The following is a 15156-nucleotide window of genomic DNA, read 5'->3' as shown; positions in this document are numbered from 1 at the left end:
GCTGCCATAGGATTCTTCATGTCGGCGGGAATAGCGTCCAGTATCCGGGTTTCGGCGCAAACCAGTGGCCCGGGCGTCATCCCGACGACCGGGCCGAACGCCGTTGCCCCGGCTCGCTCCGAGATGCAGCCGGAGGCCGGAAGCGTCGCGCGGAGGGGCAGGCCAAGCCGTCTCATCGGATCCTTCATCGGGGCGGTTGCGGAACGTAGGGCTCCGGGAGTGTGTTGCCGGACCGTAGGCGGTCCGGTCGGCCAGGGCGCGGACGCCCCGGCCTGGATCGGGTCCGCCGGGCAGGGCCCGGCGGGACGGGGTCAGCTATCGGCGCAGGACGGGGTGATGCCGTTCTCCGCCGCATAGGCCATCGAGTCTTCCTCGATCAGCGGATCGATCACGTCGCGGTCGGAGCTGATCCAGTCGGTCAGGATCTCCCACTCGCCCGTGGCGGCGTTCCACTGCTGCACCTTGGCCTGGCCGGAGCCGCCATGGTTCTCGCAGGATACGCTGAAGGCCGGGCCGAAGTTCGGCATGCCCAGGTTCTCCATCAGCGCCTCATCGACAACCAGCGCTTCCATGCCGTCGCGCATCATCGCGGGCGTGATATCGGCCACGCCGTGGATCTCCTGCGCGTTCTTCGCGGCCTCGGCGGCAAGCATCGCGGCATAGAGGCCCCGGTTATAGAGCACCGTGCCGATCTGATCCCCGTTTCCGGCGGCCAGCCCCTTGTCGACGACATATGACTGGATGTCGGCGAAGATCGGGAAGTCGTCGCCCACATTGTGCATGGCGAGCGACTTGTAGCCGTTGGCGGCCTCGCCCACCGGCGTCACGTCGTTCTCGGACCCGGCCCACCAGTTGCCGATGAAGTTCTCCATCGGGAAGCGGATGTTGGCGGCCTCCTGGATGGCGACCTGGTTCATGACGCCCCAGCCCCACATGATGACGTAGTCCGGGCGCTCGCGCCGGATTTGCAGCCACTGGGACTTCTGCTCCTGGCCCGGGTGGTCGACGGCCAGCAGGCTCAGCTCGAAGCCATGCTTCGCCGACAGCTCCTCCAGGGTGCGGATCGGCTCCTTGCCATAGGCGGAGTTGTGATAGACCAGCGCGATCTTCTTGCCGGAGATGTCACCGCCATTCTCGTCGAGCAGGTAGTTGATCGCGACTGAGGCGCCGTCCCAGTAGTTGGCCGGGTAGTTGAAGACGTTGTTGAAGACCTCGCCATTGGCGGCCGAGGTCCGGCCATAGCCCATCGTGTGCAGCGGAATGCCATCGGCGGCTGTCTTGGGGATCAGCTGATAGGTGATGCCGGTCGAGAGCGGCTGATAAACCAGCGAGCCTTCGCCCTTGGTCGACTCGTAGCACTCCACGCCCTTCTCGGTATTGTAGCCGGTCTCGCATTCCAGCACGCGGGTCATGACGCCGCCGATGCCGCCGTCACGCTCGTTGAGCAGGGTGAAATAATCGGCATAGCCGTCGGCGAAGGGAATGCCGCCCGCGGCATAGGGGCCGGTGCGGTAGCTGAGCGACGGGAACACGAGGTCCGCCATCGCCGGAGCGGCGGCGCAAATCGCGGCCACCGTGAGCGTTCCTAGTTTCTTCATCGGTTGTTTCCTCCCTTGGTTATCCGATGTCGTAAGGCGGGGGTTTCCCCGCCGCCTCCCGTGGCGGCCCCTAATGCGGGAACGGCCACAATCTCAGCTTCTCCTTGGTCAGTCGCCACAGCTGCGCCAGCCCGTGCGGCTCGACCACGAGGAAGAACACAATGAGTGCCCCGACGATGACCAGATTGAGATGCGCCACGATGTCCGTGGGCCAGCCCAGCAGGTCCACGCCGACCAGCTTCAGCATCACCGGCAGCAGCACCAGGAAGGCCGCGCCCGCGAAGCTTCCGAAGATGGAGCCGAGCCCGCCGATGATGACCATGAACAGCACCAGGAACGATTTCTGGATGCCGTAGACCTCTCCCACCTCGACCGCGCCCAGATAGACGGTGAAGAACAGCGCGCCCGAGATGCCGACGAAGAAGGACGAGACCGCGAAGGCCGTCAGCTTGGCCTTCAGCGGGTTCACTCCGATGATCTCGGCGGCGATATCCATGTCGCGGATCGCCATCCATTGGCGGCCGACCGTGCCTCGGGTCAGGTTGCGCGCAACCCAGGCGAGGATGATTACGAAAAACAGGCAGAAGAGGTATTGCGCCCAGGCTTCGGTATTGGGGCCGGTCACCTCGATGCCGAACATCGTCCGCTCCGGCGCGCTAATCTGACCGCTCGCGGAGTAGTTGTAGAACCAGCCCACACGGTTGAACATCCAGACCAGGAAGAACTGCGCGGCGAGCGTGGCCACGGCCAGATAAAACCCTTTGATCCTCAGCGATGGCAGCCCGAACAGCGCGCCGACAGCGGCGGTGATGACCCCCGACAGGATCGTGACCGTGATCATGTCCATCCAGGGAAAGGCCGTCATCAGCTTGTAGGAGGAATAGGCCCCCACCGCCATGAACCCGCCGGTGCCGAGCGAGACCTGCCCGCAATAGCCCGTCAGGATGTTCAGACCCAGTGCCGCGATGGCGTAGATCAGGAACGGCACCAGGAAGGCGTTCGCCCAGTAGTCGTTCACCAGGAAGGGCAGGATCACCGCCGCCACCAGCAGCATCACCCAATAGGCTCGCCGGTCGAAGGCGATCGGGAATGTCTGGTTGTCGGCGCCGTAGGACGTCTTGAAGTCGCCCGCTTCCCTGTAGAGCATCACTTGCCTCCCATGTCTTCGCGCGGTCTCGGAGAGATCCGCATGCGCATCCGCGCCGTCGCCGTTTCCAATTCCGCGCCGGTCCATCTCCGTCCCAGGGACGCCATGAAACTGGCACGGTCCTTATCTACTGAGGATCCGTTCCCGAAGGAGGCGCCCGCCATGTCGACCCTCGCCACCGAGATCCAGAAGCTGCTGCAGCTGCGCGACGCCGGAGAACTCACCGAGGACGAGTTCGAGGCGGCCAAGGACTGTGTGCTGCGCCCGGCGTCCCACGTCACGCACCGCGCGCGGTCTTGGAACCCGTTTGAAACCTTCGGGCGCGGCCTGCTGACCCTCATCGTCGCCATGGGTGCGCTGATCGGCGGCACTACCTTGCTGGCGCTTACCGAAGTCGGCGCCATGGCGCTGGGCGCGCTGGCCCTGGTCGCCCTCGCGATCATCTTCGTCTTTCTCTTCAGGGAGATGTTCTGAGGCACGGCCCGCCCGCCCGCACCGACAGCTTGCCCGCCTGCCTGCGCCCGCAGACGGAGCCGCCGCAGCACCGCGCCGTCCGGCCCGGCCTGCATCACGCGCAACGCGGCGGCGGCGAAATGGCCGGTCATGCGGAGCGGGGCGGTCATCTCTGCCCCCTCACGCGCGCCACAGCGTCCAGGCTTGCCATGCCCGCGCCCCGGTGACCGCCAGGGTGACGCATCCGAAAAGCGGCCAGACCGGTCCGCCCAGCCTGAACAGAAAGACCGAGGCCGCTCCCATCACGACGGCCCAGACGGCATGGGTCATCCAGACCCGGCTGCCGGTGGAGCGCGCGAAGGCGAGACGAGGATCGCGAGTCATGGCCAGTCATCGGACGTCTCTCGGCCCGGAGTCTCGGTCGTCAGAGCAGGGGACGGCGCCTCCGCCGCATCCGCGCCAGCACACCCATCAATGCGGCGACCAGACCCAACGCGCCCGACAGATGCACCCAGCCGAAGCCGACCACCACCCGCGCCGTCTCTCCGTCCTGCGGGCGCCAAGCCAGCCCCCCTGCCCATGCCAGGGAGATCGCGACCAAGCCCGCGCCCGCGACGATGACCCGTCTCGACATGGTCGCCCGTCTTCGAGCCGTTGCGCGGGGCGGGGGCCCCGGACAGGGATCGAACGGACCGGAGAACGCGGGCGCTCCCGCGCGACACGGGTCCAGGCTCGGGCATCGGCCTACACCCGCTCAATGATCTTCTCCCCAAAGAGGCCCTGCGGCCGGAAGACCAGGAAGATCAGCGCCAGCACATAGGCGAACCAGTTCTCGGTCGCGCCGCCCAGGTTGATCGCGCCCCCGAAGCACTGGCCGGTGCCGAAGCAGAACTCGAACAGCTTCTCACCCACGCCGATGATGAGCCCGCCCACGATGGCGCCCGGGATCGAGGTGAAGCCGCCCAGCATCAGCACCGGCAGCGCCTTGAGCGCGATCAGCGACAGCGAGAACTGCACGCCGGACTTCGCGCCCCACATGATCCCCGCGATCAGCGCGACGAAGCCCGCGATCGACCAGACCAGCACCCAGATGAAGTTGAGCGAAATGCCCACCGACAGCGCCGCCTGATGGTCGTCGGCCACGGCCCGCAGGGCCCGGCCCTGCTTGGTGTATTGCGAAAAGGCCACCAGCGCGGCCACCAGGACGGCGGCGATGATCGTGGCCGTGATGTCCAGGTTGTCGATGAAGAAGCCGTAGCCGAACCACTCATAGGTGGTGCCGTCGATCCAGTCGTTGATGCCCTGCGGGATGCCGACTTCCAGCGTCTTGATGTCGGCGCCCCACATCAGATCCGCGACGCCTTCCAGGAAGAAGGCCAGGCCGATCGTCGCCATGAACAGGATGATCGGCTCCTGGTTGACGAGATGGCGGAAGACGAAGCGGTTCACCGCCCAGGCGAAGGCGATCATGACGACGACCGTCAGCGCGATGGCGAGCAGGGCGGGCAACTCCCACCCGAAATAATGAATGTCGGTGCCGAAGATCGCGTTGATCAGGTGGGCGAAGGGCACCTGGCCGTTCTGGATGCCCACCAGGGTCATCGCGGCGAAAAGCGCCATCACGCCCTGCGCGTAGTTGAAAATGCCGGATGCCTTGAAGATCAGCACGAAACCCAGGGCGACGAGGGAATACATGACCCCGGCCATGAGGCCGTTCAGCGCGACCTCCATTCCGAAGATGAGCGTGTCGGGCATCTCAGATCTCCTTCGACGAAAAAGCCCAGGCCCCGGCCAGAGCCGGGCGCGGGCCGTCGTTCGTTCTTGCCGTGGGCCAATGCCCGCCGGTGTTCGATGAGGGCGCGGCCTCGCGGGCGCGCTGGGCGCGGGCCAGCGCCGCGGGTCGCGGAAGACCGCGCCGCCGGCCCCGATGCCGGGGCTCGGTCAGGTCGCGACAGGGCGGACACGGGATCGCCGCAAAGCGCCGTGACCCCGCTTCAGTATTGAGCTCTCCGCTCAGAAGAGCCGCAGATTCAGCGACGAGGGAGGCCTCGGCGCTCCAAGCCCTCTTCTTCCGGCCGGAAATACTCCGGGGGTCCGGGGGCAGAGCCCCCGGCGCTCTCGACCGGGCACGCAGTTCAGTCATGAGCGACCCCGAGATAGGCGTCGATCACGTCCTGGTTCGACCGCACCTCGTCCGGCGTGCCATCCCCGATCTTGCGGCCGTAATCCATCACCACGACCCGGTCCGAGAGGTCCATGACGACGCCCATGTCGTGCTCGATCAGGGCGATGGTCGTCCCGAACTCGTCGTTCACGTCGAGGATGAAGCGGGACATGTCCTCCTTTTCCTCGACATTCATCCCCGCCATCGGCTCGTCGAGCAGCAGAAGCTTCGGCTCGGCGGCGAGCGCCCGGGCCAGTTCGACCCGCTTCTTGAGGCCATAGGGCAGGCGACCGACCGGCGTCTTGCGGATCGCCTGGATCTCCAGGAAGTCGATGACGCGCTCGGCGGCGGCGCGGTTCTCTTCTTCTTCCTTCGCGGCGCCGGTCCACCACAGCGCCTGGGTGAAGAGGTTGTCCGACATCATGCCCAGCCGCCCGGTCATCACGTTGTCGAGCACCGACATGCCCTCGAACAGCGCGATGTTCTGGAAGGTCCGGGCGATGCCCTGTTGGGCGACCTGATAGGGCTTCATCGGCGGGCGGGGCGCGCCACGGAACCAGACTTCGCCTTCCTGCGGGACGTAGAAGCCCGAGATCACGTTGAGCATTGAGGACTTGCCGGCCCCGTTTGGCCCGATGATCGCGCGGATCTCGCCCTCACGGATGTCGAAGGAGATATTCTTGATCGCTTCCACACCCCCGAAGCGGAGCGTGATGTTGCGCAGATCAAGGACCGTGCCGCCGATAGTGCGGCCATCCGCCGTGGTGTAGCTTTCAGCGTCGAGCATCAGGGCCTCCGTAGGGTGGGCATCACCATGCCCACCGCCTGCATCTGGTCGGGGATGGCGGGCAGGATGCCCGCCCTACAGGTCGTCATATGTCCTCTCCCTCTGGCGCGGGCGGGGCGGGACGGTCGAGCAGCGACGGGCCGCCGCAATCGGGCGCTCCGGCCATCTCGCTCACGGACGATCGCACATCGCCCTCCGCCGCGCGGACCGTGATCTGGGCGATGACTGGGCAGTCGCGCGCATTGGGCGCGGTCGTTACCATTCCCTCTCGGGTGACCGTTGCGTCGGAGCGAAGCGGCGTCTCTTGCCATCCGCCCTGTTCGAGGGCCGCGCGCTTCATTTCGCGATACGCGGCCAGCAGGGTGTCCGCCTCCTCCCGCGACAAGGCGCGGCGCGGCACGATCTCGCAGATGGCCCGGGTGCCGGGGCGGGTGCGGTGCTCGATCAGGCGCATCCGGAGGGCGCCGTCGGGCGCCTCGAAATTGCGTGGCACGAGGCGACCGCCGACCGTGGCGGCGCCAGGGGCGACATAGCGGCGGGTACCGTCGGTGACGTCGCGGTTATAGGCAAAATCCGGTGCTCGCTCCCGCAGCCCGGACAAGTCCAGCGCCGCGCCCCGAACGATGGCCGCCCCGCAGCGCGCCTGCAGGTCGCGCCATTCGGTGGCGAGGTCGGCGCTGGCGGGGGTGGCGAGAAGCAGCGCGGCAGCGAGGCCCCGTAGGGCGGGGGTCACCCCGCCGCGTCGGGATGGCGGGGTGAGCCCCGCCCTACGTCCCTTGGAGGGCCGGTTCTGCGCGTCTCTCGAAATCGATCTGGCACGGGATCTGGCTATGGGGAACCTTTCGTTCATCCGGCCTCGTGCGACTGGCCGGTGCGGTATCGATGGGCGGGGGCGAAACGGATGAGGCCCAGGATGTCCCTCAGTCTCGAACCGCTCGCCCTCTTCGCCCAGGCCGTCCGGAGAGGCACCGGACCGGGGATCATTGGTTGGAACGAGGAGTATCGATAGCTCCTCGGCGTCTCCGGGAGCGATCCACGAGTCGCGTCCGTAAAACTGCAGATCCGCATCATGCACTGTCTGATATCCTGGGAGCGGAGAGCTCACTCCGCCGCCTCCAGCACCTTTGCGTGGGCCGGCGCCACCTTCGCGTCGATCATCTTCACCGTGGCGCGGATCTTGCCCTTGCGGCCGTCCTCATAGGTGACTTCGGTCTCGGTATAGACCTCGTCCGCGCCGCCATAGAGCCCATCGATCAGGTCCGAATACTTTGCCTCGATGGTGCGGCGCTTGACCTTCTGCGTGCGGGTCATCTCGTCGTCATCGGCGTCGAGTTGCTTGTGCAGCACCAGGAAGCGGTGGATCTGGCAACCCGCCAGCATCTCGTCCTCGGCGACCGAGCGGTTCACCTGCTCGACATGGCCCTTGATGATCTCGATCACGCGGGGATGCTGCGCCAGTTCCTGATAGGACGCATAGGCGATGTTATTGCGCTCGGCCCAGTTGCCGACCGCGGTCAGGTCGATATTGACGAAGGCCACGCAGCGTTCGCGGCCATTGCCAAAGACGACGGCCTCGTAGATCTCGGGGAAGAACTTCAGCTTGTTCTCGACGAACTTGGGCGCGAAGAGCGCGCCGTCGGCCATCTTTCCGACGTCCTTGGCCCGGTCGATGATGCGTAGATGGCCGGTATCGGGCTCGATGAAGCCCGCGTCGCCGGTCGCCACCCAGCCCTCCGCGTCCTTGGTCGAGGCCGTCGATTCGGGGTTCTGGTAGTATTCTTGGAACGTCCCGGGGGAGCGGTAGAAGACCTCGCCGCTCTCGGCGATCTTGAGCTCCACGCCCGGGGTGGGCGTCCCGACCGTGTCGGCGCGAACCTCGTCGTCCTTCTGCTGGGTGATGAAGACCGAGGCCTCGGTCTGGCCGTAGAGCTGCTTCAGGTTGATCCCGATGGAACGGTAGAAATCGAACAGCTCGGGTCCAATCGCCTCGCCCGCCGTATAGCCGACCCGGACGCGGCTGAGGCCGAGCGTGTTCTTGAGCGGCCCGAAGACGAGCAATTCGTTCAGGCGGTATTTGAGGCGGTCCCAGAAGGGTACCTCCTCGCCGTCAAGCAGCTTCGGCCCAACCGTCTTGGCATGGGCCATGGCGCGGTTGAACATCTTCTTCTTGAAGGCGCCGGCATCCTCCATCCGGATCATCACGTTGGTGAGCTGCGTCTCGAAGACGCGAGGGGGCGCGAAGTAATAGGTCGGCCCGATCTCCCGCAGATCCTGCATGATCGTGTTCTCGGATTCGGGGCAGTTCACGCAGAAGCCCGTCACCATCGCCTGACCGATGGAGAAGATGAAATCGCCGACCCAGGCCATCGGCAGGTAGGCCAGAACCTCGTCGGTCTGGCGCAGGCCGTCGAACTCCGCGGAGGCGAGGGAGGTCTTGACGATGTTGTCATGGCTCAGCACCACGCCCTTGGGCTTCCCGGTCGTGCCGGAGGTGTAGAGCATGACGCAGGTGGTGGCGCCGGTTTGCTGGGCACGGCGGCGGGCCAGTTCCTCCCGGTCTCCCTTGGCGCCGCGGGCCCGCATATCGGCCAGGGAGGACATGGCCGAATGGTCGTATTTCCGAAGGCCCCGCCCGTCGAGATAGACGACATGGCGCAGGCCCTCGATCCGGTCACGGACCTCGATCACCTTGTCGACCTGCTCCTGATCGCCGGCGATGACGAACTTGGCGGAGCAATGGCCGAGCACATAGGCGATCTCTTCCCCCACGGCATCGGCATAGAGCGGCACCGGGATCGCGCCCGCACATTGGGCGGAGACCATGGCCATGTAGAGTTGCGGGCGGTTGCGGCCGATCACGGCCACATGCTCGCCGATCTCGATGCCCAGCTCGATCAGGCCGAGGGCCATCTCCTCGATCTCGGTCTTGGCATCCGACCAGGTCCATTCCTGCCAGATGCCGAATTCCTTCTCGCGGTAGGCGGGGGCATCGGCGAATTGGCTCGCGTTGCGATCCAGGAAATCCGGAATCGTCCGCAGGTCTGTCGTCGTCATGCTCGGCTCCCCCCCTCGCGCCGGGCAGACGCCCGGTTGTCCGCGACGATGGAAGGCGATCCCTGCACAGGTGTTTCCAGATCCCAACGAATTGTTACGACCGGCACGCACAACGAAAAACGCGGCCGGCTTTCGCCGACCGCGTTTCGGTCGTCAGGCTGGTTGGATGCTCAGGTCGTCTTGCGGCGGCGGGCGAAGCCGAGACCGGCGATCCCACCGATCAGCAAAAGGGCCGAGGCCGGCAGCGGGACCGGGGACGCTTCGCCCACACCCGTGTAGGTGATGTCGTAAGTCGTCGCGCGCCCGTCGCCATTGCCGAGGATCTCGAAGTAGTAGGAGCCAGCGGCAAGACCGGAGAAGATCGAGGTCGTACCACCATTATCGGCTAGGGTCGTCACGTCGCCCGTGCGGCTGGTCGTGTCCAGGAGCGTGCCGCCGTTCGTGTTGCCGCTGTAGAGGTTGAACGTAATGGTCTTGGGGCCCTCGTTGTCGCCGGCGTCGATCGACGTGATCAGGCCGGAGTTCAGATTGCCGGCAACGGTCTGGATCCCACCGAAGACGAAATCAATGCTCGCCGTCAGCGCGGTCGAGACGAAGGTGTAGCCGTCCTGACCGGCAACCAGTACGCCATAGCTCTCGGCGACGTTGATGCCGTCGACGGTGCCAAGATTCACACCGACGGGGCCGGGGTCGGCGACTGCGACGGTTCCATTCACAAGCGCACGGTTGCCTTCGGTCACTTTGAGCGTTGCGGCGCTCGCCGCGCCGGAGAACGCAAGCGCGGCTACCATCGTGGCCAGCAGGGTCCTGAATTTCATTCGCACAGCCTCATACGTTTGAAGTCACAACGCGCACCCAAGGAAACCAGAATACGCTGTATCAATGACTATTGCTAACGAACCGTTAAGGTTTTCGCTAGCCCCCTCTGAGCCCTAATCTTGTTATTTTTGTGCTGTTGCCTGTCTGACGCGTAAACGCCACCCGGGGGTGGGGCGGTCGCGTGAGTTTGCTGCGCGCCTCGGAAAAATTGATTGTTATCAAATATTTGATGAAGGGGTGTGCCCTGGGTCAGATCTGGCTGAGGCGATCGGATGTTGCCCAAGGGCGGTCAGTGGCTCGCTCCGGCGCCGTTTGGTGCGAGAATCGTTCAGACGCCTGTTCCGATCGGGCAGGACACCCCCGTCCCGCCGAGGCCGCAATATCCCCCCGGGTTCTTCGAGAGATACTGCTGGTGGTAGTCTTCGGCGTGGAAGAAGGCTGGCGCCGGAAGGATCTCGGTCGTGATCGCGCCATAGCCCGCCTGACGCAGACGCGGCTCCATCGCCTGGCGCGTGGCCTCGGCCGCCTTCCACTGAGCCTCGGAATGGGTATAGATTCCAGAACGATACTGCGTGCCTCGGTCGTTGCCCTGGCGCATGCCCTGAGTGGGATCGTGCCCCTCCCAGAAGATGCGAAGCAAGTCCTCGTAGGTCACCTTCTTCGGATCGTAGATCACGCGGACGACCTCATTATGATTCGTCCGGCCCGAGCAGACCTCCTGATAGGTCGGATTCGGGGTCTCGCCCCCGGCATAGCCCACCAGGGTCATATGGACGCCGGGCACCTGCCAGAACATCCGCTCCACGCCCCAGAAGCAGCCCATGCCGAACATCGCCTCTTCCATGCCCTCGGGGACCTCGTTCGAGAGAGGCGTCCCGTACACGTGATGCGTGTCGGCAGTCGGGATCGGGTCCGGACGGCCGGGCAGTGTGGCGTCGGCGGGGAGCTTTTCGGCACTGGGGCGCAGCAGGTTGAACATCGGGCATCTCCTTCGGTCTAGAAGATAAACACCGCGCGGGCGTCGTCCAAGGGGCGGGCTATTCCGCCGCGGCCAACCGCGGCATGAACACCGTCTCGTGGCCCTCTCTGGGATGGCGGGGGACCAGGGTCGACAGGCCCAGCGAAATCAGCGCCATGGCGGCCGCTGTCGCGAAGACGGCCATCGGAGAGACCAACCAGAGCAAGCCCAGCGAGACCGGCAGGAAGACTGCTGCGATGTGATTGATCGTGAAGGCAACCGCGGCGGTGGGCGCGATGTCGGATGGGGTCGCGATCTTCTGGAAGTAGGTCTTGATGGCCAGCGCCAGCGAGAAGAACACGTTATTGGCCACGAACAGGGCGCAGGCGGCCCAGACCCCCCAGTCATAGACGTAGAGCGCGGCATAGAGCACGAAGACCGTGAAGAGCCCGCCATATTCGACCATCAGCGCGCGCCGCTCGCCGAAATACGCGACCGCTCGGCCAACCAGCGGGGCCGTCGTCATGTTCACGACCATCGTCACCATCAGCAGCATCGTCATCTGATCGACCTGCAGGTCGAACCGCTCCACCATCATGAAATAGGCGAAGACGATGAAGATCTGCCGCCGAGCGCCCGACATGAACTGCATCGCGTAATAGAGCCAGTAGCGCTTGCGTAGGACGAATTTCTTGGTCTGCGGGTGCGGGCTCTCGAACTGGGGGAAAAGCAGCAGGGCCAAGGCCGCCACGGCAGCGGTGAAGCCGCCCGCCACCCAATAGACCAGATCGAAGCTCAGGTCGAAGGCGCGCCAAGTCAGCACCACCGCGCCATAGGCGACCAGCGTTCCCGCCGCGCTAATCGACAGCAGCACGCCGAGCATCCGGGGCGCCTTGTCGACGGGGAGCCATTGCAGCTGCAATGACTGGTTCACCGTCTCGTAATAATGGAAGCCGATCGAGCTGAGCAGCGTGATGATCAGCAGCCCGCCCATGGTCGGAAACTGCGCCGTGAGCGCGGTGGCGAGGCCGAGCAGCATCAGCGCGGTCAGCGCCAGGACTTGCTCGCGCACGAACATGATCACGGCGATCACTCCGATCGCTAGGAAGCCCGGGATCTCCCGCACGGAATGCAGAAGCCCCGTATCGGAGCCGTCGAACCCCACCTCGCGGATGGTGAAGTTGTCGAGCAGGGCGGACCAGGTCGCGAAGCTGACCGGCATCGCGAAGGCCATCAGCGCGAGGAGGGCTTCGGGTCTGCGCCAGACGGGCAGGTCCTGAGCATGGGAGAGGGGAAACAGACGCATGGCACCGCGCTACGCCGGTCGCGCCCCGCTGTCTATCCAGCGTCTGCGCACAGATAACTGTCAAAAACGGGCCTGGGCGGCGGACACCAGGCCCCTATGACCCCGCCCACTCTCCTTCGCTGGTCCGGGCCGCCGCTCAGCGGGCCTGGAACGCGATGGGCCACATGAAGTCGAGCGGCCGATAGCCCTGGCTCAGGTAATGGGCCAGCTGCGTCGTATCGACGTTGTTATAGGTCCGGCTCAGGACACCCTTGGGGACCGAGAACGGAAAGAACAGGCCCGTCTTGGGGTTGTAGGACGCGGTGGCATGGCAGCTATGGCAGCTCGCCTCGAACTGGGTCCAATATTGAGGCTGGGCCGTGTTGGGGCCGCCGGCGAAGTCTTCCATATGGGAGTGGCCGAGGATGACCGGCTCGCTCCCGTCCCCGTCGACCGTGAAGCGGATCTGTGTGCCGTTGGGGGCATAGCTCTCGAATCCAAGCCCGGCGATCCCCGCCTCCGCCAGGATCGGCTTGATCTCGGTCTCCAGGTCGAGCGGCGCGCGCTGCGTGATGAAGGTCTCGCGGATATGGTCCACGCCCGGATCGCCGTTGAACTCAAAGGTCGTCCAGAACCAGCTTGGCTCTTCCGAGTAGAAGATATCCTCCGGGTTCGTCAGCGACTGCATCTTCACCATGATATGCAGCCCGCGGAAATAGTAGGTGCCGCCGGTGAAGGTGTAGGTGATCGCCCCGTCCGGCGCCTGCTGGTCCGGCTCCAGGCGCATCCAGGAGGCCTTCAGCTCGACCGAGCCGACGGGCATGTCGACCATATTTTTGTCCTTGAAGAAGGTGTCCACGTCCCGCTTGGTCGTGAGTCCGGCCTCGATCAGGTAGTCATAGGCGATCCGGTTGCGCGTCACTTCTTCGTTGGAGCCGTCCGGGTCCTCGCGGGTGATGCGCCCGGCCTCCAGCGCCTTCTTCTCGACCGAGGGCTTCATCGTCGCGCGCGGCGTGTTGTCGAACGGAAAGGGAAGGCGCGTGGCGAAAGTGTCGGGATCGGTGGGCCAGCCCAGCCATTGCGGGACCCAGTCGCCGCCATCAATGCCTGTCCCTGCCTTGGCGGGGATCGGTTGGTTGATGCGGGCGAAAAACAGCCAGGCCAGACGCTGGCGATGCGCCAGGTCGCCCTCGAAGGCCATGGCGACGCAATCGGCCGCGAAGGCCGCGTCGGATTTCTCCTGCCAGCCCGGGCCCTCGCAGTCCGCATAGGTCTGAGCCTGGGCGGGCAGGGCAAGGCAGGCGGCAAGCGCGAGAAGCGGCGGGCGGGGCATGGCGGTCTCTCCGAGGTCTGGATTCGGGCCCGGGCCGAAATTGACCCAACGACAAGCGTTGCGCGTCCCGCGCCCGAAATCAAACCCCGGATGCCGCGTTCAGCTCGCCAGCACGTTGCGGAACAGCCAGGGATCGCGCTCGTCGATATCCTCGGGGAAGTGCTGCCAGCGGTCCTGGAGCGGCGTCCAGTCGGTGTAATGCGCCTCGACCGGACCCAGATAGGGCGTCTGGATTTCCAGGCAGCGGGCGTGATCCATCTCGTCGGTCTCGACGATGCCCGCGTTCGGGTTCTCCAGCGCCCAGACCATGCCGGCCAGCACCGCGCTCGTGACCTGCAAGCCGGTCGCGTTCTGGTCGGGGGCGAGGCGCTTCGTCTCTTCGTTCGACAGGCGCGAGCCGTACCAGAGCGCGTTCTTCTCGTGTCCGAAGAGCAGCACGCCGAGTTCGTCGATGCCGGTCACGATCTCGTCCTCGGACAGGATGTGGTGCGTGTCCTGCACCCGACCCGAGCCGAACATCTCATGCAGCGACAGCACCGCGTCATCGCAGGGGTGGTAGGCGTAGTGGCAGGTCGGCCGGTATTCGGGCCAGGAGCCGGTGCCGACCGTGTAGTAGTCGGAGATCGAAATCGCCTCGTTATGGGTGACGAGGAAGCCGAATTGCGGGCCGGGCGTGGGGCACCAGGTGTGGACGCGGGTGATCGCCCCGGGGCGGTTGAGCCAGATCGCCGATTGGCAGCCGCTGCCGTGGCGACGACCGTTCTCCGGGAACCAGGTCTCGTGGGTGCCCCAGCCCAATTCGGCCGGCTGGAATCCCTCGGCGATAAAGCCCTCGACCGACCAGGTGTTGACGAAGACGTCGCGTGGGCGCGGCGCGGCGCGGGCCTGGGTGTCGCGCTCGGCGATATGGACGCCCTTGACGCCGAGGGACTGCATCAGCTTGGCCCAGCCTTCGCGGCTGGTGGGCGTGCTTGTGTCGGCGCCCACATCCTCGGCCAGGCGCAGAAGCGCGGCCTTCACGAACCAGCTGACCATGCCGGGATTCGCGCCGCAGCAGGAGACGGCGGTGGTCCCGCCGGGATTGGCCGCCTTCTCGTCGCGCACGGCCTGGCGGAGCGCGTAATTGGTGCGCGCGGCGTTGTCCTCGGTGTCGAAATAGAAGCCGGCCCAGGGTTCCACGACGGTATCGATATACGGAACCCCGATCTCGCGGCAGTAGCGCATCAGGTCCAGGCTGGACGTGTCCACCGACAGGTTCACACAGAACCCCGCGCCGGGCGTCAGCACCTCGCCCAGCACCTCGCGGTAATTGTCGGGAGTCAGCGCGACCTGGCGGTGGGCGATGCCCCGCGCCTGCAACTCCTCGCAGCCCTTCTCGGCGGGTTCGATCACGAGGAACTTGTCGCGATCGTAGTCGAAATGCCGTTCCAGAAGAGGGAGCGTCCCGCGCCCGATGGAGCCGAAGCCGATCATCACGACGGCGCCTTCGATCCGGGCGTGGATGGGTCCGGTGGGGGTCTGTGACATTGCGCGGGCCTCCTGAGCTTGGACAGCGGGG

The 15156-nt window shown here is 65.5% G+C and carries 14 protein-coding genes; 1 reads left to right on the top strand and 13 read right to left on the bottom strand.

All coding sequences use genetic code 11. The features are described from left to right. Window positions 1-311 precede the first annotated feature (311 nt). Window positions 312-1598 carry an ABC transporter substrate-binding protein gene (locus tag DTQ71_RS17790; RefSeq protein ID WP_109565652.1) on the bottom strand — a complete coding sequence of 429 codons (1287 nt, stop codon included), beginning with the start codon at window positions 1596-1598 and terminating at the stop codon, window positions 312-314. 70 nt (window positions 1599-1668) lie between these two features. After that, entirely contained in the window at window positions 1669-2745 is a 1077-nt protein-coding gene (locus DTQ71_RS17785; RefSeq protein WP_109565651.1) for a branched-chain amino acid ABC transporter permease, read from the bottom strand. A gap of 42 nt (window positions 2746-2787) precedes the next feature. Here DTQ71_RS17785 and DTQ71_RS17780 point away from each other — a divergent pair, with 42 nt between their 5' ends. After that, the gene (locus DTQ71_RS17780) at window positions 2788-3219 is read left to right on the top strand and encodes an SHOCT domain-containing protein (protein WP_146204890.1); all 432 of its coding nucleotides are present in this window, start codon (window positions 2788-2790) and stop codon (window positions 3217-3219) included. A gap of 159 nt (window positions 3220-3378) precedes the next feature. Here DTQ71_RS17780 and DTQ71_RS17775 read toward each other — a convergent pair whose 3' ends face one another. The 11 genes from DTQ71_RS17775 to DTQ71_RS17725 form a co-directional block, all read right to left on the bottom strand. After that, entirely contained in the window at window positions 3379-3582 is a 204-nt protein-coding gene (locus DTQ71_RS17775) for a hypothetical protein (protein WP_109565649.1), read from the bottom strand. Window positions 3583-3622: 40 nt separating this feature from the next. Continuing rightward, window positions 3623-3832, bottom strand: a complete 210-nt coding sequence (locus DTQ71_RS17770) for a hypothetical protein (protein WP_109565648.1) — start codon at window positions 3830-3832, stop codon at window positions 3623-3625. Window positions 3833-3942: 110 nt separating this feature from the next. After that, window positions 3943-4953 carry a branched-chain amino acid ABC transporter permease gene (locus DTQ71_RS17765; protein ID WP_109565647.1) on the bottom strand — a complete coding sequence of 337 codons (1011 nt, stop codon included), beginning with the start codon at window positions 4951-4953 and terminating at the stop codon, window positions 3943-3945. 380 nt (window positions 4954-5333) lie between these two features. Further along, window positions 5334-6149 (bottom strand): ABC transporter ATP-binding protein, encoded by an 816-nt coding sequence (locus DTQ71_RS17760; protein WP_109565646.1) that lies wholly within the window; start codon window positions 6147-6149, stop codon window positions 5334-5336. Window positions 6150-6234: 85 nt separating this feature from the next. Then, window positions 6235-6882, bottom strand: a complete 648-nt coding sequence (locus DTQ71_RS17755; protein ID WP_109565645.1) for a hypothetical protein — start codon at window positions 6880-6882, stop codon at window positions 6235-6237. A gap of 368 nt (window positions 6883-7250) precedes the next feature. Continuing rightward, a complete protein-coding gene (locus tag DTQ71_RS17750; protein ID WP_109565644.1) occupies window positions 7251-9203 on the bottom strand; it encodes an AMP-binding protein in 1953 nt (650 codons plus the stop codon). Window positions 9204-9373: 170 nt separating this feature from the next. Beyond that, the gene (locus tag DTQ71_RS17745) at window positions 9374-10021 is read right to left on the bottom strand and encodes a VPLPA-CTERM sorting domain-containing protein (protein WP_109565643.1); all 648 of its coding nucleotides are present in this window, start codon (window positions 10019-10021) and stop codon (window positions 9374-9376) included. A gap of 329 nt (window positions 10022-10350) precedes the next feature. Continuing rightward, on the bottom strand, window positions 10351-11001 hold the full coding sequence (gene msrA / locus DTQ71_RS17740) for a peptide-methionine (S)-S-oxide reductase MsrA (protein ID WP_109565642.1): 651 nt from the start codon (window positions 10999-11001) through the stop codon (window positions 10351-10353). Window positions 11002-11059: 58 nt separating this feature from the next. Continuing rightward, window positions 11060-12286 carry an MFS transporter gene (locus DTQ71_RS17735; RefSeq protein WP_109565641.1) on the bottom strand — a complete coding sequence of 409 codons (1227 nt, stop codon included), beginning with the start codon at window positions 12284-12286 and terminating at the stop codon, window positions 11060-11062. 136 nt (window positions 12287-12422) lie between these two features. Continuing rightward, window positions 12423-13598 (bottom strand): hypothetical protein, encoded by a 1176-nt coding sequence (locus tag DTQ71_RS17730; RefSeq protein WP_109565640.1) that lies wholly within the window; start codon window positions 13596-13598, stop codon window positions 12423-12425. Window positions 13599-13697: 99 nt separating this feature from the next. Further along, entirely contained in the window at window positions 13698-15125 is a 1428-nt protein-coding gene (locus DTQ71_RS17725) for a homospermidine synthase (protein ID WP_109565639.1), read from the bottom strand. Between the last annotated feature and the right edge of the window lie 31 nt (window positions 15126-15156).

This window comes from Jannaschia seohaensis, assembly GCF_900116765.1.
In the GTDB taxonomy this organism is placed as follows: Bacteria; Pseudomonadota; Alphaproteobacteria; order Rhodobacterales; family Rhodobacteraceae; genus Jannaschia; species Jannaschia seohaensis.
Note: the sequence above shows the minus strand (reverse complement) of the source record. Positions and strands in the feature narration are given on the sequence as shown.

Coding starts and splice junctions, on each gene's coding strand:
- DTQ71_RS17780 (WP_146204890.1), top strand. CDS start 2,788: ATGCGCATCCGCGCCGTCGCCGTTTCCAATTCCGCGCCGGTCCATCTC.
- DTQ71_RS17775 (WP_109565649.1), bottom strand. CDS start 3,582: ATGACTCGCGATCCTCGTCTCGCCTTCGCGCGCTCCACCGGCAGCCGG.
- msrA (WP_109565642.1), bottom strand. CDS start 11,001: ATGTTCAACCTGCTGCGCCCCAGTGCCGAAAAGCTCCCCGCCGACGCC.
- DTQ71_RS17735 (WP_109565641.1), bottom strand. CDS start 12,286: ATGCGTCTGTTTCCCCTCTCCCATGCTCAGGACCTGCCCGTCTGGCGC.
- DTQ71_RS17760 (WP_109565646.1), bottom strand. CDS start 6,149: ATGCTCGACGCTGAAAGCTACACCACGGCGGATGGCCGCACTATCGGC.
- DTQ71_RS17730 (WP_109565640.1), bottom strand. CDS start 13,598: ATGCCCCGCCCGCCGCTTCTCGCGCTTGCCGCCTGCCTTGCCCTGCCC.
- DTQ71_RS17745 (WP_109565643.1), bottom strand. CDS start 10,021: ATGAAATTCAGGACCCTGCTGGCCACGATGGTAGCCGCGCTTGCGTTC.
- DTQ71_RS17770 (WP_109565648.1), bottom strand. CDS start 3,832: ATGTCGAGACGGGTCATCGTCGCGGGCGCGGGCTTGGTCGCGATCTCC.
- DTQ71_RS17785 (WP_109565651.1), bottom strand. CDS start 2,745: ATGCTCTACAGGGAAGCGGGCGACTTCAAGACGTCCTACGGCGCCGAC.
- DTQ71_RS17750 (WP_109565644.1), bottom strand. CDS start 9,203: ATGACGACGACAGACCTGCGGACGATTCCGGATTTCCTGGATCGCAAC.
- DTQ71_RS17725 (WP_109565639.1), bottom strand. CDS start 15,125: ATGTCACAGACCCCCACCGGACCCATCCACGCCCGGATCGAAGGCGCC.
- DTQ71_RS17790 (WP_109565652.1), bottom strand. CDS start 1,598: ATGAAGAAACTAGGAACGCTCACGGTGGCCGCGATTTGCGCCGCCGCT.
- DTQ71_RS17765 (WP_109565647.1), bottom strand. CDS start 4,953: ATGCCCGACACGCTCATCTTCGGAATGGAGGTCGCGCTGAACGGCCTC.